Raw genomic sequence first — 24,860 nt, forward strand, 5'->3', positions numbered from 1 at the left:
GAACGGCGCGCATGGCCCGCACCCACGGCTCCCGCGCCGACATCACCGGACCCCTCATCCGCGAACAGGCGCTGCGCCTTTTCGCGCGGCACGGCTATGCGGCGGTCAGCATGCGCCAGATCGCGGCGGCGGTGGGGGTGCAGGCGGGAACGCTCTACGGCTACACCGCCGACAAGCAGGCGCTGCTGGCGGAACTGCTGACCGACCACATGGAGCGGCTGCTGACCGCGTGGGAGGACGATCCGGCGCTGCCGCCCTTGCAGCGGCTGGAGCGCTTCGTGCGCTTCCACATCGCCTATTCGCTGGATCATTCGGATGCGGTCTTCCTCAGCTACATGGAGCTGCGCAGCCTCAGTCCCGAAAACCTTGCCGCTGTCACGGCCCTGCGCCGCCGATACGAGGAGGCGCTGGCCGCCATCCTCCGCGCCGGCCAGGACTCGGGCGAGATGACGGTGCCCGACACGCGGCTGGCCAGCATGGCACTGATCGGGATGCTGACCGGCGTCACCAACTGGTATCGCACGGGCGGGCGGCTGGACCGGGCGCGGGTCGCCGACATCTACTGGGATCTGGCGCGGGGCGCGGTCGGCGCGTGATCCGGCCCGCTTGCCCTCGGACGCGCCGGGACGGATGATGGCGCCATGAGTCTGCCCCCCGGTTTCCTAGACGAGCTGCGCAACCGCGTTCCGATCAGCCGGATCGTCGGGCGCAAGGTCACGTGGGATCTGCGCAAGTCCAATCAGGCGAAGGGCGACTGGTGGGCGCCCTGTCCGTTCCACGGCGAAAAGACCGCGTCTTTCCACGTCGATGACCAGAAGGGTTTCTTCTACTGCTTCGGCTGCCACGCCAAGGGCGATGCCGTGACCTTCCTGCGCGAGGCGGAAGGGATGGGCTTCATGGACGCCGTCGCGGTGATCGCGTCCGAAGCCGGGATGCAGATGCCCGAACGCACGCCCGAGGCGCGGGCGCAGACCGACCGCCGCACGGAACTGGTCGAGGTGATGGACCGCGCCGTGCGCTGGTTCCGGCTGCAATTGCAGACCGGCGCGGGGTCTGGCGCGCGCGACTATCTGGCGGGGCGCGGGCTGGACGGGGCGGCGCAGGACCGCTTCGAGATCGGCTTCGCCCCCGATCAGCGGCAGGCGCTGACCCGGCATCTGCTGGACGCCGGGGTGAAGGAGGCGCTGGTCGTCGATGCAGGGTTGGCAGCAAGACCAGATGGCGGCGGCGCGGTCTATGACCGCTTCCGCGGCCGGATCATGTTTCCGATCCGCGATGCGCGCGGGCGCTGCATTTCCTTCGGCGGCCGGGCGCTGGACCCGAACGCCCGCGCGAAATACCTGAACGGGCCGGAGACGGCGCTGTTCGACAAGGGCCGCAACCTCTACAACCTCGCCCCGGCCCGCGCAGCGGTCGCCAAGGGCCAGCCGCTGGTCGTGGCCGAAGGCTACATGGACGTGATCGCGCTGGTCCGCGCGGGGATCGAGGGCGCGGTCGCGCCGCTGGGAACGGCCATCACCGAGGATCAGCTTCGCCTGATGTGGCGCGTCTCGCCCGAACCGGTGATCGCGCTCGACGGCGATGCCGCCGGGCTGCGGGCCGCGATGCGGCTGATCGACATGGCGCTGCCGCTGGCCGGGCCGGGGCAGGCGCTGCGCTTTGCGCTGCTGCCGGCCGGGCAGGACCCCGACGACCTGATCCGCACCGGCGGCGCCGGCGCGATGCGGGCGCTGCTGGATCAGGCGCAGCCGCTGGTGGAGCTGCTGTGGCAGCGCGAGACCGAGGGCCGCATCTTCGACAGCCCCGAGCGCCGCGCGGCGCTCGACAAGTCGCTGGCCGATGCCGTGGCCCGCATTCCCGACCCGGCGACGCGCGAGCATTACCACGCCGCGCTGAAGAACAAGCGTTACGAGCTGTTCCGGTCCGCCCGCCCGCCTCGGTCCCAGGGCGCGGCGCCGGGCAAACGCTCCGGCAGACCCGGCAAGGGCCCCTTCGTCCCGCTGCCGCCGCTGCCGCAGACCCGCGCCTCGCGCCTTGTCGCGACGGACCCCGGCGAGGCGCTGATCGAGGCGATGATCCTTGCCCTCTGCGGGGCTCATCCCGCGCTGGTGGCGGATGTCGAAGGCAGGCTGGAGCGGATCGAGCCCGAGGACCCGGGCCGGGCCGCGCTGGTCCACGACCTGCTCTCGGGCACCCGCTCCCACGCCGGGGGCCGCGCCCTTGACGAGCTGCTGGCCGATCCCCATGTCCGCGCCTTGCCTGCGATCTCTCATCCGGCGGCCCACGCGGACGAGGCGCAGGCGGTATTGCTGAACGCCCTCGACCGGCTGGAGGCCCGCCGCGCCGCCCGCGAGGAGATCGCGCGGGCCGAGACCGAGATCGAGGGGCTGGCCGACGAGGGGCTGACATGGCGGGTCACGCAGTCCGCCCGCGCGCGCCAACACGCCGACCACCCGTCGCTGTCCGACGACAGCGATCTGGGCGAAGACCGAGAGGCTCTGGCCGGGCAACTGGCCGAAGCGATGAAGAACGAAATCTGGCGCAAGCCGCGCCGCAGCTGACGGGAATCCGCCCCGACGCAGGACGCGCGGAAAGCCTTTCGCGAATCAGTGCCGAATCACCCGCATGCGCCGGCTTTGACCCGGCGACGCGCAAACTATAGAACACCTCGATTCCTGATCCGATTCGCACCCGATTCGGTCGGCTCGAATCACCTCTTGAAGGAGCAGTGATGGTCAAGGACGACGACGAGAAGCCCGACACCAAGGACGACGAGCACTCGCTGGACATGAGCCAGGCGGCGGTCAAGAAGATGATCGCCGACGCCCGTGAGCGCGGCTACATCACCTACGACCAGCTCAACACCGTCCTGCCGCCCGAGCAGGTCAGCTCCGAGCAGATCGAGGACGTCATGTCGATGCTGTCCGAGATGGGCATCAACGTAATCGAGGACGAAGAGGCCGAGGAGGGCGAGGCCGCCACGGGCGGCGCCGTCGTGCCCACCTCCTCGTCGCGCGAAGTGGCGGTCGCCACGGCCGAGACCGAGAAGCTGGACCGCACCGACGATCCGGTGCGGATGTATCTGCGCGAGATGGGCTCGGTCGAACTGCTCAGCCGCGAAGGCGAGATCGCCATCGCCAAGCGGATCGAGGCCGGGCGCAACACCATGATCCTCGGGCTCTGCGAAAGCCCGCTGACCTTCAAGGCCATCACCATGTGGCGGCAGGAGCTTCTGAACGAGGACATCCTGCTGCGCGACGTGATCGACCTGGAAACGACCTTCGGCCGCTCGATGGAAGAGGATGCCGAGGGCGAGGAAGACCTGGCCGAGGACGAGGCCGCGCCCGAAACCGCGGCCCCCGTCGACGCCGCGGCCCCGCGCCCGGCGGATGATGACGAGGACGAGGACGAGGGCCAGAACCTCTCGCTCGCCGCGATGGAAGCCAGCCTCAAGCCCCGCGTGCTGGAGACGCTGGAGGCGATCGCGCTGGACTACGAGCGGCTGGCCCACATGCAGGACAACCGCATGTCGGCCACGCTGAACGAGGATGGCAGCTTCACCGCCAAGGAAGAGGTGGCCTACCAGACCCTGCGCGCCTCGATCGTCGCGCTGGTCAACGAACTGCACCTGCACAACAACCGCATCGAGGCGCTGGTCGATCAGATCTACGGCATCAACCGGCGGATCGTGACGATCGACTCGGGGATGGTGAAGCTGGCGGACGCCGCCCGCATCAACCGCCGCGAGTTCATCGACGCCTATCGCGGCGCCGAGTTGGACCCGACCTGGGTCGAGCGCATGTCCGGCAACAAGGGCCGCGGCTGGCAGGCGCTGTTCGACCGCTCGCGCGAGCAGGTCGAGACGCTGCGGGGCGAGATGGCGATGGTCGGCCAGCATGTCGGCGTCGATATCGAGGAGTTCCGCCGGATCGTGAACCAGGTCCAGCGCGGCGAGAAGGAAGCGCGTCAGGCCAAGAAGGAAATGGTCGAGGCGAACCTGCGGCTGGTCATCTCCATCGCCAAGAAATACACGAACCGCGGCCTGCAATTCCTTGATCTCATTCAGGAAGGCAACATCGGCCTGATGAAGGCCGTGGACAAGTTCGAGTATCGGCGCGGCTACAAGTTCTCGACCTACGCGACCTGGTGGATTCGTCAGGCGATCACGCGGTCCATCGCGGATCAGGCGCGGACCATCCGCATCCCGGTCCACATGATCGAGACGATCAACAAGCTGGTCCGCACCGGCCGCCAGATGCTGCACGAGATCGGCCGCGAGCCAACGCCCGAGGAACTGGCCGAGAAGCTCCAGATGCCGCTGGAGAAGGTCCGCAAGGTGATGAAGATCGCCAAGGAGCCGATCTCCCTCGAAACCCCGATCGGGGATGAGGAGGATTCGCAGCTTGGCGATTTCATCGAGGACAAGAACGCCGTCCTGCCGCTCGATTCGGCCATTCAGGAGAACCTGAAGGAAACGACGACGCGGGTGCTGTCGTCGCTCACCCCGCGCGAGGAACGGGTCCTGCGGATGCGCTTCGGCATCGGCATGAACACCGACCACACGCTGGAGGAAGTGGGCCAGCAGTTCAGCGTCACGCGCGAGCGTATCCGCCAGATCGAGGCGAAGGCGCTGCGGAAGCTGAAACACCCGAGCCGGTCAAGGAAGCTGCGCAGCTTCCTCGACCAGTAAGAACCATCGGCCGGGCGCAGTGCCCGGCCGATTTCGTCTACGGCTTACTTGACCCGCTCGATCCAGCGCGCGAAGGCGTCGATATAGTCGGTCAGGATCTTCCGCGTCTCCTCGGTCTTCACCTCACCGTCACCGAAACGCTCGGGCGTCCAGGTCATGTACATCTCGGGCTGATGCATGACGATGCAGCCGAGATTGATGAGCTGCAGCCGCAGATGCTGCTGGGCCGCCGCCGTGCCGGTCGCGCCCGGCGTCATCCCGGTCAGCGCGGCGGGCTTGCCGGCCCAGCTGCTCTTGCCCCACGGACGGCTGCCCCAGTCGAAGGCGTTGGCGACGACCCCCGGAATGCTGCGGTTGAACTCGGGCACGAGGACCAGAACGGCATCGGCGCCGTCGATCTGGCGCTTCATCCGTTCCACCGGCTCGGGCCCGACGCCATCTTTCCACAGATCGTCGTTGTAATGCGGCAGATCGCCGATCTCGACATAATCGAAGGTCAGCTTGCCCTCGGCCAGCTTCTCGAGCGCCTGGGCGAACTTGCGGTTGATCGAATCCTGACGCAGCGATCCCACGATGACGGCGACTTTATAGGCCACATCTATCTCCTTGGTATTTTAGGCAATGAAACGTCCGAAGCGGGTTGAGGTTTCGGACCAAATAGGGAACATGGTCCGCTATGGACGGATGGTTCCTTGGGACGAAACTGTTAGGACAGGCAGGCGGATGCAGCAAGCGGCGAGTTTTCAGATGATGGCCCTGGCGCTCGGGGTGCTCGCGGCGGTGCTGCTGGTCCTGCTGACCCGTGCCGGCGGCCGCAACCGCATCCTGCAGGACGAGGCGGCGGCCGCCCGCGCCGCCGAACACGCCACCGCGCTGCGCGAGGCCGAAGCCGCGGCCCGCGCCGCCGCCGCGCAGGATCGCCAGGCAGAGCTTGCGGCAGAGCGCGACAACCTGATTGACGCCCTGCACCAGGCGCGGGAAGCGTCATCCGCGCTGGAGCGTGACCTCGCCACGCTGCGCCTGACCGCCAGCAAGGACGCCGAGGCGGCGCAGCGCGAACTCGCCCTGATGCGTGATCTGCGCGAGGAGATGACCGGCCAGTTCCGTCTGCTGGCCGACGACAGCCTGCGCCGGCAGGGCGCGGATCTGGAAAAGACGCACAGCGAGAAGCTGTCGGCGCTGCTGAACCCCATGCGCGAGCAGGTCCAGAACTTCCAGAAGGAGCTTTCGGACCGCAACCTCGCCACGGTTCAGGCCCATGCCGCGCTGCGCGAGCAGATCGAAGGGCTGCACCGCCGCTCAGAAGAAATCGGCCGTGACGCGGTGGCGCTGACGCGCGCGCTCAAGGGCGAAAAACAGCGGCAGGGCGCGTGGGGCGAGATGGTGCTGGCCCGCATCCTCGAACAGTCGGGGTTGCAGGACGGGGTCCACTACCTCGCCCAGACCAGCCGCACCGATGGCGACGGTCGCCGCTGGCGGCCCGACGTGATCGTCAAGATGCCGCGCGCTCGGGTTCTGGTCGTGGACAGCAAGGTGAGCCTCGTCGATTACGCCGAAGCCTGCGCCTGCGACGAACCCGAGCGGCGCACCCAGCTTCTGCAACGTCACGCGAGCGCCATGCGCCGTCATGTCACCGAGCTTTCGGCGCGCGGCTACGAGGCGCTGGACGAGGGCTCGGTCGATTACGTGCTGATGTTCATCCCGGTCGAAGGCGCCTTTTCGGAGGCGATGCGCTCCGACCCCGATCTCGCCGCCTTCGCGCTGGACAAGCGGGTGGGCCTGTCCACCCCGACCACGCTGATGCTGACGCTGCGCACGGTCGATCACGTCTGGACGGTCGAACGGCGCGAGACCAACGCCCGCGACATCGCGAACCGCGCCGGGATGCTCTACGACAAGGTCGCAGGCTTCGTCGAGGCGATGGAGGAATCCGGCAAGGCGCTGGATGGCGCTGCGCGGGCCCACGAGAAGGCGATGGGCCGGCTGACGCGGGGGCCGGGCAACGTGATCCGGCAGGTCGAGATGCTGCGCGAACTCGGCGCGCGGACCCAGAAGCGGATCGAACTCGATCACGACCGGACGGAATCGCTGACGGACGATGCCGCCGCCACGCCGCGGATCGCGGGGGCCGTGGCGGAACTGCCCGCCGATTGATTTCGGCGGTCCGTCCGCAAGGTGCGGGGCCCGGCCGGTAACCCGCGCAATCGGGAACCGCCGCCGCTGTCGGGCATTGACTGCCGAACGATGGAGACGGACATGGAACTCACACCCTTCCAGATCGACATCCTCCGTGCCCTGCTGCGGACCCGGATGGATCATGACGGCCAGTTCGTCACGCAGAACGACCTCGCCGCCCTCGCGGGGCATCCAGGCAAGGAGAAGAAACTCGGAGGCGCGATGGAGGATCTGGCGACCTGGTGCCGCGAGCACGGTCTGCCCGACCTCACCGCCGTCGTGATCCCGCAGGAGAATGCCGACGAAAATCTGATGCTGCCCGACGAAGCCACAATCGAGCGGCTCGGCGGCCGGGCCGTGGCGCAGGCCGAGGCGGCGCGGGTCCGCGACTTCGACTGGGCCGGTTGGCGCGACAGCTGAGCTGCCGGGGCGCTGGCGACTGTGGCGGCCCGCACAGCCCGCATCTGGTGGCGGAACAATCCCGCTACCCAAGCGCTGGCGGCGACCGTATAGTGACGGTGGTTGAAGTGCAGCCGGGGGCCAGACCATGCGTTGTCCGTTCTGTGGAAATATTGACACGCAGGTCAAGGATTCCCGACCCGCGGAGGACAACGTCGCCATCCGCCGCCGCCGCTTCTGCCCCGCCTGCGCCGGGCGTTTCACTACCTATGAACGCGTTCAGCTGCGCGATCTGGTGGTCATCAAGTCGTCCGGCCGGCGCGAGGATTTCGACCGCGACAAGCTCAGCCGCTCAATCCGCATCGCGCTGCAGAAGCGCCCAGTCGAGGCGGAGCGGATGGACCAGATGATCTCGGGAATCGTGCGGCGGTTGGAAAGCATGGGCGATACCGACGTCCCGTCGAAGGTGATCGGCGAGATCGTGATGGAGACGCTGGCCCGGATCGACACCGTCGCCTATGTCCGCTTTGCCAGCGTCTACAAGAACTTCCAGGCCGCCGACGATTTCGACAAGTTCGTCAGCGAACTCCGCCCCGCGACCGAAGTGTGAGCGCAGGCCCAGGCATGCGCCGCGACGAGCGGTGGATGGATCACGCGCTGGTGCTGGCGCGGCGGGGCCTCGGCAATGTGTGGCCCAATCCGGCGGTCGGTTGCGTCATCGTAAGGGATGGCCGCGTCGTCGGGCGCGGCTGGACCCAACCGGGCGGCCGCCCCCATGCCGAGACGATGGCGCTTGCGCAGGCCGGCGACGCGGCACACGGCGCGGCGGCCTATGTCACGCTGGAGCCATGCGCGCATCACGGGCGCACCCCGCCTTGCGCTGCGGCGTTGCTGCAGGCGGGCGTCGCGCGAGTCGTCTCGGCGCTGACCGATCCCGATCCGCGCGTCGCAGGGCAGGGCCTTGCCATGCTGCGCGCGGGCGGGGTCGAGGTCGTGGAAGACGTCCGGCGCGGGCAGGCCGCCGTCCTGCAACGCGGGTTTCTCTCGCGCATCGCGCGGGGTCGGCCGATGGTCACGCTCAAGCTGGCGACCAGTTTCGACGGGCGGATCGCGACGGCGAGCGGGGAAAGCCGCTGGATCACGGGCGAGGCCGCGCGGCGGCATGTCCATGCGCTGCGGCTGCGCCACGATGCCGTGATGGTGGGGGCGGCGACGGCGCGGGCGGACCTGCCGGGGCTGAACGTGCGGGGCTTCGGCCCCGTCAGCCAGCCGGTGCGGGTCGTCGTCGCAAGCTCGCCGATTCCCGCTCTGCCGCCCGAGGATGCCGATCACGGGCCGCTCTGGGTGGTTCCTGGGCCGCTGCCCGAGGCACTGGCCGAGCTGGGCCGGCGCGGGCTCACGCGCGTGTTCTGCGAGGGCGGCGGCCAACTCGCCGCCGGGCTGCTGGCCGCCGGGCTGGTTGACGAGATCGTGGGATATACGGCCGGCGTTGTGCTGGGGGGCGACGGCCGCGCTGCCGTCGCGCCTCTGGGACTGACTTCGCTGGCCGCTGCGCCGCGGTTCAGGCTGGCGGAAGCGCGCGCATTGGGCGGCGACGTCATGCACCGCTGGGTCGCGGATTAGCGCCGCCAGATCCACGCATGACCCGCCAGCGCCCCTTGCAGCTTGGCGAGCGAGCGCAGGGCGGGGCCGCCATGCGAGCCCCGAGGGTCCGAGAGCCGATCCAGCGCCACCTCGATGGGGCAGGGCAGGCCGCTGACCGGGTCCATGTAGCGGGGATAGGCGATGAGCGCCGCGTGGATCAGCCCGTCGAGACCCGGGCGGGCGGTCCGCCGCGCGGGCACCGGGCCGAGATCGCGCGTCAGGCCCCACCCGGCATAGAACGGCGCGCCCAGCGTCGTGACGGGCTTGCCGCGCAGCAGCGCCTCGAAGCCGAGGGTCGAGGTCATGGTCCAGACCTCGTCCACCCTGTCGATCAGCGGCGCGGCGGGCGCCCCGCGCGCGGTGACGTCGGCCAGCCCGGACAGATCCGCCTCGGCCACAGCGCCGGGCCGAAGCCCGGCCTCGACGTCAGGGTGCGGTTTCCAGACGATCAGCGCGTCCGCGTTTTCGGCCCGGACCCGGCGCAGCAGCGCGAGGTTCGTCCGCTCGGCACCGGCGCCGAGGCGGATCGAGGCGTCATCCTCGACCTGTCCCGGCACCAGGATCACCCGCCGCCCGTCATCCGGCAGTGGGGGAAGGCTGCCGGTCAGGTTGTATTTCGTCAGCGCCTCGGCCCGCAGCCGCGCCGCGACGGCCTGCGCCCGCGCCGCGCCGCCCGGCGGCAGGGGCCGGGCCATGTGCCGTTCCAGCCGGTTTTCCCGGCCGGGGTCGTAGTAGATGCCGAGATCGTCCGCCACCAGCGACAGGGGCGGCACCAGCGCCGCGCCGAGGCCGCGCGAACGCAGGAAGCCGTCCTCGACCCGCGTCGCCTGCGGCACCTTGTCGGCGGCGCTCGCCCAGGCCAGCGTGACCCGTTCCGAGGGGTGGCCCGTGAACCGCACCCCCGCCCCGCTGCCGAAGGCCTGCGCGATGAAGCGCCGCTTCCACAGCCTCATGCCGTAGGCGAGATGGCCGGCATGGTCGGCCCGCCATGCCGCCGCCTCGGCCTCGATCTGGCGCAGGGCGCCGGTGAAGTCGGTCAGCGCGTCGCGGCACGGATCATACCAGATCGGGGCGAGAAGATGGCTCGCGGCGAAAAGCCGCGACGCCGTCATCGCGAACCCGGCGCGGCGGGGCAGCGGCTGCTCGTCGTCCGAGAGGCCCCAGCCGGCGTAGAACGGCTGGCCGAAAAGGCGCGGGCGGTGCCCGGCCAGCAGCGCCTCGTATCCCAGCTGCGAGCTGACGGCATAGACGGCGTCCGCGTTCTCCACCAGCCGCCAGGGGGAGACGGGGCCGTCGCAAAACTGCTCGGACCCGCGCAGGTCGGCGCGGGTCAGGTGGCCGGGCCGCAGACCGGCGGCGGTCTCGGGATGGCCGCGCACCACGATCCGCGCGCCGGGATGTTCGTCGCGGGCCGCCTGAAGCATCTGCAGGAAACGGTCCCTTCCCGCAGTTTGCAGCGAGGCGTCGCCCGCCGTCTGGTCGATCACCAGCACATAGCCGGGCGGCGGCGGTTCCGCATCGGGCAGATGCGCGTTGTATTTCGAGAGGTCGGCGGCGCGCAGGCAGGCCAGCGCGTCGGCGGTCTCTGCCTCCCGCGCGGCGGCTTGCACCGATGTGGCGAGGGTTTCGATCAGCGACGGGCGGGCCGGGTCAAAATGCAGGCCCAGCGGATCGACGATCAGCCCGACCGGGCCGCGCCGGGCGACATGCCCCTTTGCCCGGCCGGGCAGGATCGACCGGAGGAACGCATCCTCCACGGTGACGATCTTCGCCCCGCGCCGGGCGGCGATGGCGCGGCCGCGCCAGGCGGTCGGGCTTGCGCCCCAGACGCCGACCGCCTCGCCCGGCGAGGGCAGGCCGATGCGCGGGGTCCAGCCCGCGAGCGTCAGGATGCGACGGATCCGGGGGCTGCGAAAGAAGCCGCCGTTGAAAACGAACAGCTGCCGGAGTTCGCCCCCGGCAGCCGGATTGCAGCCTTCAGCCAAGGCGCTAGTTGCCGATCGAGCTCAGCGTGCTTGCGGTGGAGGCACCGCCGGTGATCGCGCCCAGCGTCTTCTGCCATTGGACATAGGGCGCTTCGGTCACATAGACCGTGTCCTCGTCGCGGATCAGGAAGTCGCGGGCAAGGAACAGGCCGTTGGGCTGGGTGAGATCCAGCACATAGGCCATCCGCTGGTCGCCGTAGATATCGTTGCGGCCAAGCACCGCGCGGGCGACCGATTCCGGCTCTTCGCGCAGGATGAAGACGCCGGTCGGATCGGCGAGGGCGGTCGAGAGTCCGCCGACCATCGCGATCGCCTCGATCGCGTCGATCTCTTCGCTGCCGAGCGGGACCTTGGTCTGGCCGCCGAGCGCACCGAGGGCGGTGAAGCTGCGCTGATCCTCTTCGACCAGGATCACGTCGCCGGGGCGCAGCGCGATGTCGTTGCGCGAGTTGGCGTAAAGGTCGCGCAGCCAGACGCGACCGGTGTTGCCGCCCCGCTTGACGGTGACGACGGCGATTTCGGGGTCGATGGCGACCCCGCCCGCGCGGGCCAGCATCGACGACAATGTGCGGGTCGGGCGTTCGATCGGGAATACGCCCTGACCGGTCACGCGGCCCATGACGGACACGGTGGCGCCGTCGCCCGCGACGCGGGTCACGGTGACCTGCGGATCAGGGGTCTGGCTGCCGAGCCGGTCGGTGATGATCTGGCGCAGCGCATCGGGGCTGTTGCCCGCGGCCCTGATCCGGCCCGCATAGGGCACGAAGATATAGCCGGCGCTGTCCACCTGAAGCTCGGTCAGCGGCGTGTTCGACTGCCCCAGCGAGGCGAGCAAGCCGTCATCGACGTTTTCCCAGATCGTCAGCCCCAGCACGTCGCCCGGCCGGATCTCGTCGGCGCCGATCTGACCCGCGGACATGAAGGCGCTGCTGAAACCGTAGCTGGGCGTCCAGGAGGCGGCGCGGGTGACGTGGTTGTTCACGGTGACGACATGCGCATCGCCGCCGCGTTCGATGGCGCCCTTGAAGATTTCGTTCTTGTTGGGGCCGGATCGCGGAAGCGCGCAGGCAGCGAGGAAGGTCATGGCCAGAATGGCGGTGATGCGGACGGTGCGCCCGGTCATGATGCGTCCTGCGCGCAGGGAAGTCGCCGTGGTCAAATCCTGTCTCCTGTCCCGTGAGGGCGATTCTTGGTGCCCTTCTGCGGTGCCGACGTTAGCGCCTGGCGGCACCTCGTTCCATCGTTTCCTGAAAACTCTCACGAATCGCTTTCGATCTGATGCCGATGGGCACCTTGCCCGCGGGCCAGCGCCCGGTAGGGGTCGTCCGGCGCCAGCATCAGGTCGGCCACCAGCCGCAGCGCATGGGCGCGCGAGCGGGCGGCGTAGAAGCCGCCGGGAACCTGACTGGTTTCCAGCAGATAGGCCCGATAATCGCGATAGGCCCGGCTGTCAGGCCGGTCGGGGCGGCGCAGGAACTCATCAAGGGGCTGGCGCGAGACCAGCTCTGGCTTGTCAAAGACCGCGCGTCCCATCGCCCTGACCGGCAGCCCGCGCCACAGCGCCTGCTGCGCCGCGGTGGAGTTCACCGTCACCGCGCTGCGGGCCTGCGACAGCAGCGCGGCGAGCTTGCCGCCATGGACCACATGCACCCGGTCCGCGATCCCCAGCCGGCGCGCGGTCGCCTCGATCGCCTCGCGCACCTTGCCCCGGCCGTCTTCCAGCGGATGGGCCTTGAAGACCAGATGGTGATGGCGCGGCGCGGAGCGGGCGAAGGCCTCCAGCACCTCGTCGGTGAAATCAGCCATCCGCTCATACGGGGAATGGGCGACGAAACTCGCGTCATGCTCCAGTTGCAGCAGCACCAGGACATAGGGGAACCCGCCGCGGCGGATCGCCCGGACCTCGCGCGCGCGGGAGAGGGCAAAGGCCGGGGCGAGCAGGAAGCGGCGCAGATGCAGCCGGAACTCGCGCGCCACGCCCACGTCGCGGTGGCTTCGGAACCGGGGATAGCGGCGGTTCGCCGTCAGCACCATGAAATGATAGAGCGCGCCGTAGAACTTGTGCTGGCGCATGTCGCCCCAATGGGCGGGCGGGCGGTAGATTTCGGATTCATGGCCGTTCAGCGCCTTGCGCATCTGCCCCAGCGGGATGTCCATCAGCGCCGAGTGGCCGTTGGAGCCGCTGCGCTCGTAGCTGATCCAGAAGGGGCGCAGATAGCCCTCCTCGAAGACGTGCAGCACCAGACCGCGCGCCTTCGCGGCCTGCCGGGCAGCGGCATGGACCGGGCGGACATCGCCGTAAAGGACGAGGTCGGTGACGCCCAGCCGGGTTATCAGCCGGTCGAGATGCTGCGGCCAGGCTTCGACATCATCCTCGTGACGGATGAAATGCGCCTTGTCGGACCAGAAGAACTCGTCGCCGGCGTTGAAGCCGACGCGCCAGACCTGGGCGCCCGCTTGGCGCAGCAGCCTGCCGAGCCGGTTGAAGAACGGCCCGTGCGGGCCCTGCAGCAGCAGGAACACCCGCCGCTCGGGCGGAAGTCCTGCGGGATCGGGTTCGGGGATCGGGCCTGTGAACAATGCGAGGATGAGACCGGGGTGTGACAGGACTGGCGCGCGATATGCCACGGGCGCGGGCCGATGCCAACCCGCGCTGCGAATCAATGTGAATCGCGGCGCCGCCTGCCTCTCCCAGGGTGGGGATCGCCCCTCGGCCCGGCTTGCGGTGGCACGCCCCGCGCGGGCATAGTGCGCCGGCGGCAGCGAACGGAAAGGATTGCCATGTTCACCGGGATCATCACCGATATCGGCCGGGTGGCGGTGGTCGAGATGCGCGGCGACATGCGCGCGCGGATCGACAGTGCCTATGACATGGCGGGGGTGGAACTGGGCGCCTCGATCGCTTGCGACGGGGTCTGCCTGACGGTGGTGGCCAAGGGCGACACCCCGAAGGGCGGCTGGTTCGACGTGGACATCTCGGCCGAGACGCTGAGCAAGACGAATATCGGCGTCGAGGGCTGGTCCGTGGGCCGCCGGATCAACCTGGAACGGGCGCTGCGGGTCGGGGACGAGCTGGGCGGGCATATCGTTTCCGGCCATGTCGATGGCGTGGCGGTGATCGAGGAGGCGCATGACGAGGGCGGCAGCCTGCGCCTGACCCTGCGGGTGCCGGAGCATCTGGCGAAGTTCATCGCGCCCAAGGGATCGGTCGCGCTGAACGGCGCCTCGCTGACCGTGAACGAGGTTCGGGGCGACCGCTTCGGCATCAACCTGATCCCCCATACCCGCGAGGTCACGACATGGGGCGACGCGCGGGTGGGCGACAGGGTCAATCTGGAAATCGACACGCTCGCCCGCTATGTCGCCCGGCTGGTGCAGGCCGGGGCGGCGGGCTGACGGCGCGGCAGGCACTTTCGCCCGCGGCCCGCTTGGGTTAAGGCGCATCCGAGCAGACGGCCCCGATTTCGCGCAGCACGCGGCGGCCGGACCCATCGCGCAGGACATGACGATGCAGTTTGAAGAACCCGGACAAGTGGAACGCGACTGGTCGGACGCCGTCTCGAACATCCAGGAGATCATCGAGGACGCGCGTAACGGGCGCATGTTCATCCTCGTCGATCACGAGGACCGCGAGAACGAAGGCGATCTGGTCATCCCCGCGCAGATGGCGACGCCCAACGCCATCAACTTCATGGCGACGCATGGCCGCGGGCTGATCTGCCTCGCGCTGCCGGGCCGGCGCATCGACGCGCTCGGCCTGCCGCTGATGAGCCCCAAGAACTCCAGCCGGCACGAGACCGCCTTCACCCTGTCCATCGAGGCCCGCGAGGGCGTGACCACCGGCATCTCGGCGCATGATCGGGCCCGCACGGTCGCCGTCGCCATCGACCCGACCAAGGGCGCGGCCGACATCGCGACCCCCGGCCATGTCTTCCCGCTGCGCGCCCGCGAAGGCGGCGTTCTGGTCCGCGCCGGCCATACCGAGGCGGCGGTGGACATCGCCCGGCTGGCGGGGCTGAACGCCTCGGGCGTGATCTGCGAGATCATGAACGAGGACGGGACCATGGCCCGTCTGCCGGATCTCGTGGCCTTCGCGCAGAAGCACGGGCTGAAGATCGGCACCATCAGCGACCTGATCGCCTATCGCCGCCGCCACGACAACCTGATCGCCGAACGCCACCAGCGCCACGTCACCTCGGCCCATGGCGGCGAGTGGATGATGCGTGTCTTCGCCGACGAGACGCAGGGCGCCGAGCATATCGTGCTGACCAAGGGCGACCTGACCACGCCCGAGCCGGTTCTGGTGCGGATGCACGCGCTGGACCCGCTGCACGACGTGCTGGGGATCGAGCGGGAACGGGCCGGCGATCTGCCCGTTGCCATGCGGATGATTGCCGAGGAAGGGCGCGGCGCCGTGGTCCTGCTGCGCGATCTCTCGCCGATGCTGCCGCGCACGGGCGAGACCTCGCCCCACACGCTGCGCCAATACGGGGTCGGGGCGCAGATCCTGTCGGCGCTGGGGTTGTCGGAGCTGATCCTGCTGACGAACTCGGCCCCGCTGAAGGTGATCGGGCTTGACGCTTACGGGCTGACGATCCATTCGACCCGCCCGATCCCGCAGGACTGACCCGAGGAAGGAACGCCGATGGCCGCGCTGACCGAACATACCACGCTGCCGCTGCCGCGCTTCGACGCGCCGGTGAAGCTGCTGATCGTGGTGGCACCCTATTACCGTGCCATTGCCGACGACCTGATCGCGGGCGCGCGCGCTGCGGCCGAGAAGGCGGGCGCGACGGTCGATCTGATCGAGGTGCCCGGCGCGCTGGAAGTGCCCACCGCCATCGCGATGGCGGGGCGGCTTGCCGGTTATGACGGCTTCGTCGCGCTCGGCTGCGTGATCCGCGGCGAGACGACCCATTACGAGACGGTCTGCAACGACAGTTCGCGCGGTCTGACGCTGCTGGGACTGCAGGGGCTCTGCATCGGCAACGGCATCCTGACGGTCGAGAACATGAATCAGGCCGTGGTCCGCGCCGCGCCGGATGGGCAGGACAAGGGCGGCGGCGCGGCTGCGGCGGCGCTGCACCTGATCGCGCTTCAGCGGCGCTGGTCCGGCTCGCGCCGCCCCGTCGGCTTTTCGCCCGAAGACCGCGACCCGGTGCGCCTTGCCGGAACGCTCGACGGATCGACGCAGGCATGAGCGGGCGACCCGACAAACGCGCCCTGTCCGGCGCGGCCCGCATCTATGCCGTGCAGGGGCTGTTCCAGATGGAGGCCGCCGACCAGTCCGCCGAGCGCGTCGGCAAGGAATTCCGCAACTGGCGCATCGCCACCGAATACGACGAGGGCACCACGCCCGAGGCGGACGAGGTTCTGTTCGCCGCGATCCTCGACGACGCGGTGACGTGGCAGGCGCGGATCGACCAGATGATCGACCGGGCGCTGGTCGCGAAATGGCCCATTGCCCGGCTGGACCCCGTTCTGCGCGCGGTCTTCCGCGCTGCCGGGGCAGAGCTGGTCGGCGGGCGCACCCCGCCGCGCGTCGTCATCTCGGAATACGTCTCGGTCGCCGACGCCTTCTTCCCCGAGGGGCGCGAGGCGCGGTTCGTCAACGCCGTGCTGGACCACATGGCCCGCGAGGCGCGGCCCGAGGCATTCTGACGCATTCCGCCCCGTATTCGCGTTCGGCAACTGTCGGGCGACCTGCGCGTTCCCTATATTGGAACCTCGTCACAAGGGATCACCGCGATGCCTAAGCTCGTCCGGCTCTATATCGTCAACGTGGCGCTTGGCTTTCTGCTCGCCGTCATCTTCACCGCGCTGCTGATCGGCCTGAACGTCGCGAACCTGCGCCACCTTGTCATGTCATCGAACGGCGGCTTCGTCGCCGTGTTCATGCTGCTGGTGTTCCACACGGCGCTGTTCGCGGGCGTGCAGTTCGCCATTGCCGTGATGCGGATGGCCGAGCCGTCCCGCCCGCCGCGCGGCGGCCTGCGCGCGCCGCTGATCCGCCGCCAACCTGCCCCCGTCCCGGTGCTGGCGAAGGCGGCCGCGAAGCGCTGACGCGGAGTGTCATTTCAGCCGCGGGCCGTGTGATTTTTGCCACGACCTTGCCGTGAAACAGGGGCCGCCGTGCTGTCAGCGCGGCGGCCCTTCGCCTGCCGCGCGCTCGCTGCCGGGATTTCCACCGTTTTGGCGACCGCGACAGGTTTCTGACAACTTTAAGGAAATCGCGAACCCACCGCGTCCAGCCTTCCTGCCGCAGGGCGTTGCCAAAAGGTTCCCGTCCGAATTCTCACTTTCCTGTGATCCGAGCTTCTGCGCGCTGCCTGGGTCTGAATCGGGGCGATCGGCATTATTCTGGTGTCACAAGGCCGGCGCCAAGCGCGGCGGTCGCGACGATGAAGATGAGGTAGATCATGAAACACCTTTCCATCCTTCTGGGTGCGAGCGCCATGGTCGCGGCAATGTCGGCCCCGGCTTTCGCGCAGACGGAATTTTCCACAGGTTCGAACATCACCGGCGTCGGCGCCATCGAGGACCAGATCACCGATGTCGAGGATGCGGTCGAGGACGACTTCGAGCGTTCGCTCGATCGCGCCCGCTGGGGCCGCCCCGACGCGCGCCAGGGCACCTTCGGCTCGGTCGCGCTGACCTATGTGGGTCGTGACGGCAACACCGAGAACCAGGACTTCAGCCTGGGCGGCCGCCTCTCGCACAATCAGGGCCGGTTCCAGCAGTCGGTCGGCATCCTGCTTGAATATGGCGAGGATGACGACGGCGACACCGACACCGAAAAAACCTCGGTGATCTATGACGCCAACTACTACTTCAACGAACGCCTCTACGGCTTCGCCCTCGGCCGGCTGACGACCGATGGCCTGGCGGCGGACTTCGACGAGGTGGACGACTTCGATGAGTATCTGGATCTGGACGGCCGGTTGAAGCGTGATGCGTTCTTCGGCGTCGGTCCGGGCTACCGGATCATCACCAACGACACGACCGCATGGCGCGTGCAGGCTGGCGTCGGCATCCGCTACACCCAGACGACGAACGTCGTCGAGGACGACGGGACGCTGGTCCCGGCGGGCGACCGGATCGATTCGGATACGGATGTCGGCTATATCGTGTCGTCGCGTTTGTACCACTCGTTCAACGAGAACTTCTTCCTGACCAACGACACGGACTTCCTGTCGTCGGACGTGAACGACACGGCGACGAACGAACTGGGCCTGAACTTCCGCATGGCGGAGCGGTTCGCGACCCGGGTTTCCTACAAGTCGGAGTATGTTTCGGACCGCGCGATCCGCACCGACAATACGCTGGGCGTCTCGCTGGTGATGGGCTTCTGATCGCCCGTTCTCTCTCTTTCTCTCTCTCCTCCCGGAGCGGGGCGGCCTCAGGGCCGCCCCGTTTCAGTTCGGGGTCCAGTTCTGCTCGACCACCGCCTCCATCGAGACATGGCTCGACGTGTTGCTGACATGGGGCAGGGTCGAGATGCGCGTCGCCATGATCCGCCGGAAATCCGCCATGTCGCGCGACCGCAGCTTGACGAGATAGTCGAACCCCCCGGCGATCATGTAGCATTCCTCGACCTCGGGAATGGCGCGGATGGCGGCGTTGAACTGCTCCAGCGCCCGCTGCTTGGTGTCGGAAAGGCGGATCTCGATATAGGTCACATGGGTCAGCCCCAGCTTCACGGGTGACAGGATCGCCCGGTATCCGGTGATCAGCCCCCGCTCCTCCATCTGCCGGATGCGCAGCGCGACCGGGGTCTTGGACAGCCCGACCTTGCGGGCGAGTTCCGCGATGGGGATGCGGGCATTGGCCGAGAGTTCGGCGAGGATCTTCCGATCGAGGCTGTCCAGATCATCCATCCTGCAAACCCCGTCATCTTTGTTCGATCCGCCTACGCTATAACCGATCCTTGGTGCCTTGGCATCTCCGCCATGGGGTAACATGCCGCAACCGGCAAGGAGATCGGCATGGCCATCAGCGAGCAATTTTCCACTTCCGCCAAGTTCCGGGGCGAAGCCCCCTTGCTGGAGGAGCTGGTCGCGCAGACCGCCCTGACGCCGCAGGCACGCCAGCGCATCACCGGCCGCGCCGCCGATCTCGTCCGCCGCATCCGCGGCGAGGCCCGCCCCACGCTGATGGAGCAATTCCTGGCCGAATATGGCCTTTCCACGCGCGAGGGCGTGGCGCTGATGTGCCTTGCCGAAGCCATGCTGCGCGTTCCCGACCGCATCACCATCGACGCCCTGATCGAGGACAAGATCGCCCCGTCGGACTGGGGCCGGCATCTGGGTGAGGCGTCGTCGAGCCTCGTCAACGCCTCCACCTGGGCGCTGATGCTGACCGGCAAGGTGCTGGATGACGAACAGCCGGGAATCGCCGGAACCCTGCGCCGCGCCGTGCGGCGGCTGGGCGAGCCGGTGATCCGCACCGCCGCGGGCCGAGCGATGAAGGAAATGGGGCGGCAGTTCGTCCTCGGCCAGACCATCGCGGCCGCGCTGGAGCGTGCCCGCAAGGCCGAGGCGCAGGGCTTCACCTACAGCTACGACATGCTCGGCGAGGCCGCAATGACCGCCGCCGACGCGGCCCGCTATGCCCGCAGCTACGCGGACGCCATCGCCGCCATCGCGGGCGCCTGCGACAAGGGCTCGGTCGAGGCCAATCCGGGCATCTCGATCAAGCTGTCGGCGCTGCACCCCCGCTACGAGGTCGCGCAGGAAGAACGGGTGCTGGCGGAGATGGTGCCGGTGGTCCTGTCGCTCGCCCGACAGGCGAAGGCGGCGGGCATGGGCATGAACATCGACGCCGAGGAACAGGACCGGCTCGTCCTGTCGCTGAAGGTGATCGAGGCGGTGCTGGCCGATCCCTCGCTGGCCGGCTGGGACGGCTTCGGTGTCGTGGTGCAGGCCTACGGCAAGCGGGCGGGGGCGGTCATCGACTGGCTCTATGCCTTGGCCGAACGGCTGGACCGGCGGATCATGGTGCGGCTGGTCAAGGGCGCCTATTGGGACAGCGAGATCAAGCGGGCGCAGGTCGAGGGGCTGCCGGGTTTCCCTGTCTTCACGACCAAGGCCGCGACGGATGTCAGCTACATCGCCCACGCCCGCAAGCTGCTGGGCTACGCGGATCGCATCTATCCGCAATTCGCCACGCATAACGCCCACACCGTCGCCGCAATCCTCGACATGGCGGGCGGGACGCGGTTCGAGTTCCAGCGCCTGCACGGCATGGGCGAGCGGCTGCACGACATCGTGCTGCGGGAAACCGGGGGGCGCTGCCGCATCTATGCCCCCGTCGGTGCGCATCGCGACCTGCTGGCCTATCTGGTGCGGCGGCTGCTGGAGAACGGCGCGAACTCGTCCTTCGTCCATCAGATCGTGAACGACTCCGTCAGCCCGGAGGAGGTCGCGCGTGATCCGTTCGACGCGCTGACGGTGGCAAGGCCCTCCGCCGCGCTGGTGTCCCCGGTTGCGCTGTTCGGGGCGGCGCGGGCGAACTCGGCCGGGTTCGACCTGAACGACGAGGGGACGCTTGACCGGATCGACACGGCGCGGGGCGTTCCGGCGCAGCAGCCGCTGGTATGCCCGCTGACCGTCTCGCCGCCGGGCGGAGAGGAACGGGACGTCATCAACCCCGCGACCGGCGAGGTGATCGGGTGCGTCCTGATGGCCGACCGCGACACCGCCCTGCGCGCCATCGACGACGCCCGCCCGTGGGACGCCCCGGCGCCGAGGCGTGCCGATGCGCTGCGCCGCGCCGCGGACCTGATGGAGCGGCGCAGCGGCGAGATCTTCGCCATTCTGGCCGCCGAGGCGGGCAAGACCCTGCCCGACGCCGTGGGCGAGTTGCGCGAGGCCGTCGATTTCCTGCGCTACTACGCCGCCGAGGGCGAGCGGCGCGACGACCCGCCGCGCGGCATCGTCGCCGCGATCAGCCCGTGGAATTTCCCGCTCGCCATCTTCACCGGCCAGATCGCCGCCGCGCTGGTCGCCGGCAACGCGGTCATCGCCAAACCCGCCGAGGCGACGCCATTGATCGCCGCCCTTGCCGTGCGGCTGCTGCACGAGGCGGGCGTGCCGCGAACCGCGCTGCAAATGCTGCCGGGGCAGGGCAGCGTGGCCGGCGCGGCGATCACCTCGGACCCGCGCATCTGCGGCGTGGTGTTCACCGGCTCGACGGCGACGGCGCGGACCATCGCTGCCAGCATGGCGCGGCATCTTGCCCCCGGCACGCCGCTGATCGCGGAAACCGGCGGGCTGAACGCGATGATCGTGGATTCCACCGCGCTGCCCGAACAGGCAGTGCGGGACATCGTGGCGTCGGCCTTCCGCTCGGCCGGGCAGCGCTGCTCGGCCCTGCGCTGCCTCTATGTGCAGGAGGAGATCGCGGCCCCGCTGATCGGGATGCTGAAGGGGGCGATGGACGAGCTTGCCCCCGGCGATCCGTGGCAGCTTCGGACTGACGTCGGCCCGGTGATCGACGCGGGGGCGCAGAAGGGCATCGCGGACTACCTTGCGGCGAACGAGGGTTGCCTGCTGCACCGGCTGCCCGTGCCGGAACAGGGGTTCTTCATCCCGCCGACCATGCTGCGCGTGGGCGGGATCGGCGATCTGGACCGCGAAGTGTTCGGCCCCGTCCTGCATGTCGCGACCTTCCGCGGCGACGATCTGGACAGCGTCATCCGGGACATCAACGCGCGCGGCTACGGCCTCACCTTCGCGCTGCACACCCGCATCGACGCGCGCGTGCAGGAGCTTTCGCAGGCGGTGCGGGCAGGGAACATCTACGTCAACCGCAACCAGATCGGCGCGGTGGTCGGCAGCCAGCCCTTCGGCGGCGAGGGGCTGTCCGGCACCGGCCCGAAGGCGGGCGGGCCGAACTATGTGCCCCGGTTCTTCAGGCCCGAACCGCCTGCGGCCGGGGCCGAGACGTGGAAAGGTCCGGCGGACGAGACACGGCTTTGTGCCCGGCTGAGCGCCGCCGCGCCGAAGCTGATCGGCGAGCAGCTGATGCCCGGTCCGACGGGCGAGTTGAACCGACTGTCGGCATGGACCCGCCCGCCGATCCTCTGCCTCGGTCCCGGCGCGGCTGCCACGAAGGCTCAGGCCGCCGCCGTCGAAGCTCTGGGCGGCGATGCCGTCGCGGTGAACGGGACGCTGGACCCCGAGGCGCTGGTCCGCCTGCCGCCCTTCGGCGCGGCGCTCTGGTGGGGCGATGCCGCGCAGGGCCGGGCGTATGCCGAGGCGCTGGCGCAGCGCGAGGGCGAGATCGTCGCGCTGGTCACGGCGATGCCCGACCTCGCACATGTCGCCCATGAGCGGCATCTTTGCGTGGACACGACTGCCGCAGGGGGGAACGCGGCGCTGCTTGCGGGTTAGCCGATCAGCGCCAGCCCCGCGCCGCCGAACGCTGCGATCAGCACGACAAGCCAGGGCGGCAGCTTCCAGGCCATCAGCAGAACGAAACAGGCCAGCACCAGCGCGAGATCCCGCATGCTGCCGACCGCGCTGGTGAAGACCGGCGAATAGAGTGCCGCGCCGAGGATGCCGACCACCGCCGCATTCGCCCCCTGCATCAGCGATTGCGCCTGCGGCATCGCCCGGAAACGGTCCCAGAACGGCAGTACGCCGATCAGGATCAGAAACCCCGGCAGGAACACCGCGATCAGCGCGATGAGCGCGCCGGGAACCCCGCTCGGCGCCGGCCCGAGGGCCCCGCCGAGATAGGCGGCGAAGGTGAAGAGCGGGCCGGGCACCGCCTGCGCGGCGCCGTAGCCGGCGAGGAACCGGTCCTCGCTCACCCAGCCCGGCTGGACGACTTCGGCCTGCAGCAGCGGCAGCACGACATGGCCGCCGCCGAAGACCAGCGCACCGGCGCGGTAGAAGCTGTTGAACACGGCGAGCGTCTGCGACTGCCCGGCCAGCAGCGGCAGCAGCAGCAGCCCCGTGAACAGCACCAGCGCGAGCGCCGCCGCCCGCTTTGAGACCGGCATCGAGACGAGGCCGCCCATCGGGCGCGCCGTCCCGCGGCCCAGCATGATGCCGGCGAGCGCACCGAACAGGATGGCGGCGATCATCCCCGGCGGCCCCGGAACGAAGGCCAGCAGCGCCACGGCGGCGACCGCGATCGTCGCCCGCTCCCTGTCGGGGCAGAGCGTCCGCGCCATGCCCCAGACCGCCTGCGCGACGATGGCGACGGCGACCAGCTTCAGCCCGTGCAGCGCGCCGGCCCAGAACGGCCCCGTCAGCGAGGCCGCAGTCATCGCGAAGACCAGCAGGATCAGCGCCGAGGGCAGGGTGAAGGCTGCGAAGGCCGCCAGCGCCCCAAGCCAGCCGGCCCGGCGCAGCCCCAGCGCGAAACCCACCTGGCTCGACGCCGGGCCGGGCAGGAACTGACAGAGCGCGACGAGATCGGCATAGGCTTCGTCGCTCAGCCAGCGGCGGCGCGTCACCAGCTCGTCGCGGAAATAGCCCAGATGCGCGATCGGCCCGCCGAATGAGGTCAGGCCGAGCTTGAGGAAGACCCGGAAGACTTCGCCCGCCGTGCCGGTGGCTGGCGCGGGGATGCTGACGGGGCTGTCGGTCATGTCGTCTCTGTTCCTCGGGCAGGGCTGACTGCCCCCTTCATGTCACCGCGCCATGACAGTCCCGCGACGGTGCCGCCCCGAGGTGTCAGGCTGCCTCTGCCGCGCGGCGGGCGAAGCGGCGGGCGCTGAACCCGGCAAGCTCGATCTCGGGCGTCTCGCCCGCCGCGAGCTGCGCTGCCAGCCGCCCCGTCCGGGCCGAGCCCACCAGCCCGATATGACCGTGGCCGAAGGCGTGAACCACGCCCGCGATCCCCGAGGCGGTCCCGATCACCGGTATCCCGTCCGGGGTCGAGGGGCGGTGCCCCATCCAGACCTTCGCATCCTTCGTGTCGAGCGCGGGAACGATCTCGGCCAGATGCTTGCGCAGAATCTCGGCCCGGCGCCAGTTCGGCGCAGCATCGATGCCGCCGATCTCCACCTGACCGGCGCAGCGGACCCCCTGGGCCAGCTTGGTGACGATCACCTTGCGATCGCCCACCATCACCGGAATCGCGGGGCCAGGCACGTCCTCGCCCTCCACGGTGACATGGTAGCCGCGCTCGCTTTCCAGCGGCACCCGGTCGCCGGCCAGCGCCGCCAGAACGCCCGAGCGCACCCCCGCCGCGATCACCGCCGCGCCGCAAGCGACAGTCCCCTGCGACGTCTCGACGCCGGTCAGCCGGCCGCCCGCCTGCATGAAGCCGAGCGCCCGCGCCTCCAGCCGGCGCGCGCCGAGGCGTTCGGCATACGCCACCAGCCCGGCCACATAGGCGCCGGGATTGCGGCAATGGCCCGCCTCGGCGACGAGGAAACCGTAGCGGTAGTCGCGCGACAGGTCGGGCTGCATGGCGGCGATCTCGTCGGCGTCCAGCTCGCGCCAGTCGATCCCGACCTCGCGGCGGATCTTCCAGCCGAAGGCGTCGCCCTGGAAGGCTTCGCGGTCGCGCCAGACATGCATGAGGCCGCTGGTCGCGTCGATCAGATGCGACAGGCCCGCGCGCTCCGCCACCTCGGCATGAAGGCGCGGCGCGTCGATCAGCAGGCTGCGGAGATGGCGGGCGATGGCGGCGACCTTCGCCTCGGTCGAGGCGGCGGCGAGATAGCGCCAGAGCCACCCGGCCGAACGCGGCAGATAGGTCGGGCGCACGGCCAGCGGTCCCAGCGGATCGGCCAGCCAGCCCGGTAGCTGCTTCCAGACGCCGGGCGTCGCGGGCGGCACCACGGAATGCGAGGACAGCCACGCGGCGTTGCCATAGCTCGCCGCATGGTCCGCCCCGACCGATCCCGGCTCGATCAGCACGACGTCCAGCCCGCGCTCGGCCAGTTGAACTGCCGTCTGCGCCCCGATGGCCCCGGCCCCGATCACCGCAACATCCGCTTTCATGTC

The 24,860-nt window shown here is 69.5% G+C and carries 21 protein-coding genes; 14 read left to right on the forward strand and 7 right to left on the reverse strand.

Annotated elements, in window-relative coordinates; translation table 11 throughout:
* Positions 1-11 precede the first annotated feature (11 nt).
* From KTN05_RS01070 to rpoD, 3 genes are all read left to right on the forward strand, one after another.
* Positions 12-596 (forward strand): TetR/AcrR family transcriptional regulator, encoded by a 585-nt coding sequence (locus KTN05_RS01070; protein WP_217327510.1) that lies wholly within the window; start codon positions 12-14, stop codon positions 594-596.
* A gap of 45 nt (positions 597-641) precedes the next feature.
* Positions 642-2,561: a DNA primase gene (gene dnaG, locus KTN05_RS01075; RefSeq protein WP_217327511.1), complete on the forward strand. Its 1,920-nt coding sequence runs from the start codon at positions 642-644 to the stop codon at positions 2,559-2,561.
* A 167-nt stretch (positions 2,562-2,728) separates the two neighbouring features.
* A complete protein-coding gene (rpoD, locus tag KTN05_RS01080; RefSeq protein WP_217327512.1) occupies positions 2,729-4,690 on the forward strand; it encodes an RNA polymerase sigma factor RpoD in 1,962 nt (653 codons plus the stop codon).
* Between the two features lie 44 nt (positions 4,691-4,734).
* On the opposite strand, the gene KTN05_RS01085 is transcribed toward rpoD, so the two are convergent.
* On the reverse strand, positions 4,735-5,286 hold the full coding sequence (locus KTN05_RS01085; protein WP_217327513.1) for an NAD(P)H-dependent oxidoreductase: 552 nt from the start codon (positions 5,284-5,286) through the stop codon (positions 4,735-4,737).
* Between the two features lie 154 nt (positions 5,287-5,440).
* Between KTN05_RS01085 and KTN05_RS01090 the strand changes: the two genes are divergently transcribed.
* The 4 genes from KTN05_RS01090 (at position 5,441) to ribD (ending at position 8,887) form a co-directional block, all read left to right on the forward strand.
* Positions 5,441-6,844 carry a DNA recombination protein RmuC gene (locus tag KTN05_RS01090; RefSeq protein ID WP_254367879.1) on the forward strand — a complete coding sequence of 468 codons (1,404 nt, stop codon included), beginning with the start codon at positions 5,441-5,443 and terminating at the stop codon, positions 6,842-6,844.
* A gap of 102 nt (positions 6,845-6,946) precedes the next feature.
* Positions 6,947-7,285: a hypothetical protein gene (locus KTN05_RS01095; RefSeq protein WP_217327515.1), complete on the forward strand. Its 339-nt coding sequence runs from the start codon at positions 6,947-6,949 to the stop codon at positions 7,283-7,285.
* A 127-nt stretch (positions 7,286-7,412) separates the two neighbouring features.
* A complete protein-coding gene (gene nrdR, locus KTN05_RS01100; protein ID WP_217327516.1) occupies positions 7,413-7,874 on the forward strand; it encodes a transcriptional regulator NrdR in 462 nt (153 codons plus the stop codon).
* 35 nt (positions 7,875-7,909) lie between these two features.
* Positions 7,910-8,887: a bifunctional diaminohydroxyphosphoribosylaminopyrimidine deaminase/5-amino-6-(5-phosphoribosylamino)uracil reductase RibD gene (gene ribD / locus KTN05_RS01105; protein WP_254367903.1), complete on the forward strand. Its 978-nt coding sequence runs from the start codon at positions 7,910-7,912 to the stop codon at positions 8,885-8,887.
* On the opposite strand, the gene KTN05_RS01110 is transcribed toward ribD, so the two are convergent.
* The 3 genes from KTN05_RS01110 to KTN05_RS01120 form a co-directional block, all read right to left on the reverse strand.
* Positions 8,884-10,893: a capsular polysaccharide biosynthesis protein gene (locus tag KTN05_RS01110; RefSeq protein WP_217327518.1), complete on the reverse strand. Its 2,010-nt coding sequence runs from the start codon at positions 10,891-10,893 to the stop codon at positions 8,884-8,886. The genes ribD and KTN05_RS01110 overlap by 4 nt on opposite strands.
* 4 nt (positions 10,894-10,897) lie before the next feature.
* The gene (locus tag KTN05_RS01115) at positions 10,898-12,016 is read right to left on the reverse strand and encodes a polysaccharide biosynthesis/export family protein (RefSeq protein ID WP_217327519.1); all 1,119 of its coding nucleotides are present in this window, start codon (positions 12,014-12,016) and stop codon (positions 10,898-10,900) included.
* A gap of 134 nt (positions 12,017-12,150) precedes the next feature.
* Complete coding sequence (locus KTN05_RS01120; protein WP_254367880.1) at positions 12,151-13,473, reverse strand: capsule biosynthesis protein; 1,323 nt, start codon at positions 13,471-13,473, stop codon at positions 12,151-12,153.
* Between the two features lie 201 nt (positions 13,474-13,674).
* Between KTN05_RS01120 and KTN05_RS01125 the strand changes: the two genes are divergently transcribed.
* The 6 genes from KTN05_RS01125 (at position 13,675) to KTN05_RS01150 (ending at position 18,245) form a co-directional block, all read left to right on the forward strand.
* A complete protein-coding gene (locus KTN05_RS01125; RefSeq protein ID WP_217327520.1) occupies positions 13,675-14,289 on the forward strand; it encodes a riboflavin synthase in 615 nt (204 codons plus the stop codon).
* Positions 14,290-14,401: 112 nt separating this feature from the next.
* The gene (gene ribB / locus KTN05_RS01130) at positions 14,402-15,520 is read left to right on the forward strand and encodes a 3,4-dihydroxy-2-butanone-4-phosphate synthase (protein ID WP_217327521.1); all 1,119 of its coding nucleotides are present in this window, start codon (positions 14,402-14,404) and stop codon (positions 15,518-15,520) included.
* An 18-nt stretch (positions 15,521-15,538) separates the two neighbouring features.
* Positions 15,539-16,093, forward strand: a complete 555-nt coding sequence (locus KTN05_RS01135; RefSeq protein WP_217327522.1) for a 6,7-dimethyl-8-ribityllumazine synthase — start codon at positions 15,539-15,541, stop codon at positions 16,091-16,093.
* Entirely contained in the window at positions 16,090-16,554 is a 465-nt protein-coding gene (gene nusB, locus KTN05_RS01140; RefSeq protein WP_217327523.1) for a transcription antitermination factor NusB, read from the forward strand. Before KTN05_RS01135 ends, nusB begins: the two co-directional genes overlap by 4 nt.
* A gap of 87 nt (positions 16,555-16,641) precedes the next feature.
* Positions 16,642-16,956: a hypothetical protein gene (locus KTN05_RS01145; RefSeq protein ID WP_217327524.1), complete on the forward strand. Its 315-nt coding sequence runs from the start codon at positions 16,642-16,644 to the stop codon at positions 16,954-16,956.
* A 356-nt stretch (positions 16,957-17,312) separates the two neighbouring features.
* Positions 17,313-18,245 (forward strand): YdiY family protein, encoded by a 933-nt coding sequence (locus KTN05_RS01150; protein WP_217327525.1) that lies wholly within the window; start codon positions 17,313-17,315, stop codon positions 18,243-18,245.
* Between the two features lie 63 nt (positions 18,246-18,308).
* Here KTN05_RS01150 and KTN05_RS01155 read toward each other — a convergent pair whose 3' ends face one another.
* Positions 18,309-18,770 carry an Lrp/AsnC family transcriptional regulator gene (locus KTN05_RS01155; protein ID WP_217327526.1) on the reverse strand — a complete coding sequence of 154 codons (462 nt, stop codon included), beginning with the start codon at positions 18,768-18,770 and terminating at the stop codon, positions 18,309-18,311.
* Positions 18,771-18,878: 108 nt separating this feature from the next.
* Here KTN05_RS01155 and putA point away from each other — a divergent pair, with 108 nt between their 5' ends.
* Positions 18,879-22,286, forward strand: a complete 3,408-nt coding sequence (putA, locus tag KTN05_RS01160) for a bifunctional proline dehydrogenase/L-glutamate gamma-semialdehyde dehydrogenase PutA (RefSeq protein ID WP_217327527.1) — start codon at positions 18,879-18,881, stop codon at positions 22,284-22,286.
* Here putA and chrA read toward each other — a convergent pair.
* Entirely contained in the window at positions 22,283-23,494 is a 1,212-nt protein-coding gene (gene chrA, locus KTN05_RS01165) for a chromate efflux transporter (protein WP_217327528.1), read from the reverse strand. The two genes, putA and chrA, sit on opposite strands and share 4 nt — an antisense overlap.
* Before the next feature lie 85 nt (positions 23,495-23,579).
* Complete coding sequence (locus tag KTN05_RS01170; RefSeq protein WP_217327529.1) at positions 23,580-24,857, reverse strand: FAD-binding oxidoreductase; 1,278 nt, start codon at positions 24,855-24,857, stop codon at positions 23,580-23,582.
* Positions 24,858-24,860 lie beyond the last annotated feature (3 nt).

Origin of the sequence: Paracoccus sp. Z118 (genome assembly GCF_019061185.1) — a bacterium.
Classification (GTDB): domain Bacteria; phylum Pseudomonadota; class Alphaproteobacteria; order Rhodobacterales; family Rhodobacteraceae; genus Paracoccus.

Excerpts from the sequence above, each read along its gene's own strand:
- KTN05_RS01070 (WP_217327510.1), top strand. The coding sequence starts at position 12 with ATGGCCCGCACCCACGGCTCCCGCGCCGACATCACCGGACCCCTCATC.
- dnaG (WP_217327511.1), top strand. The coding sequence starts at position 642 with ATGAGTCTGCCCCCCGGTTTCCTAGACGAGCTGCGCAACCGCGTTCCG.
- KTN05_RS01090 (WP_254367879.1), top strand. The coding sequence starts at position 5,441 with ATGGCCCTGGCGCTCGGGGTGCTCGCGGCGGTGCTGCTGGTCCTGCTG.
- KTN05_RS01095 (WP_217327515.1), top strand. The coding sequence starts at position 6,947 with ATGGAACTCACACCCTTCCAGATCGACATCCTCCGTGCCCTGCTGCGG.
- nrdR (WP_217327516.1), top strand. The coding sequence starts at position 7,413 with ATGCGTTGTCCGTTCTGTGGAAATATTGACACGCAGGTCAAGGATTCC.
- ribD (WP_254367903.1), top strand. The coding sequence starts at position 7,910 with ATGGATCACGCGCTGGTGCTGGCGCGGCGGGGCCTCGGCAATGTGTGG.
- KTN05_RS01115 (WP_217327519.1), bottom strand. The coding sequence starts at position 12,016 with ATGACCGGGCGCACCGTCCGCATCACCGCCATTCTGGCCATGACCTTC.
- KTN05_RS01125 (WP_217327520.1), top strand. The coding sequence starts at position 13,675 with ATGTTCACCGGGATCATCACCGATATCGGCCGGGTGGCGGTGGTCGAG.
- ribB (WP_217327521.1), top strand. The coding sequence starts at position 14,402 with ATGCAGTTTGAAGAACCCGGACAAGTGGAACGCGACTGGTCGGACGCC.
- KTN05_RS01135 (WP_217327522.1), top strand. The coding sequence starts at position 15,539 with ATGGCCGCGCTGACCGAACATACCACGCTGCCGCTGCCGCGCTTCGAC.
- nusB (WP_217327523.1), top strand. The coding sequence starts at position 16,090 with ATGAGCGGGCGACCCGACAAACGCGCCCTGTCCGGCGCGGCCCGCATC.
- KTN05_RS01145 (WP_217327524.1), top strand. The coding sequence starts at position 16,642 with ATGCCTAAGCTCGTCCGGCTCTATATCGTCAACGTGGCGCTTGGCTTT.
- KTN05_RS01150 (WP_217327525.1), top strand. The coding sequence starts at position 17,313 with ATGAAACACCTTTCCATCCTTCTGGGTGCGAGCGCCATGGTCGCGGCA.
- KTN05_RS01155 (WP_217327526.1), bottom strand. The coding sequence starts at position 18,770 with ATGGATGATCTGGACAGCCTCGATCGGAAGATCCTCGCCGAACTCTCG.
- putA (WP_217327527.1), top strand. The coding sequence starts at position 18,879 with ATGGCCATCAGCGAGCAATTTTCCACTTCCGCCAAGTTCCGGGGCGAA.
- chrA (WP_217327528.1), bottom strand. The coding sequence starts at position 23,494 with ATGACCGACAGCCCCGTCAGCATCCCCGCGCCAGCCACCGGCACGGCG.
- KTN05_RS01170 (WP_217327529.1), bottom strand. The coding sequence starts at position 24,857 with ATGAAAGCGGATGTTGCGGTGATCGGGGCCGGGGCCATCGGGGCGCAG.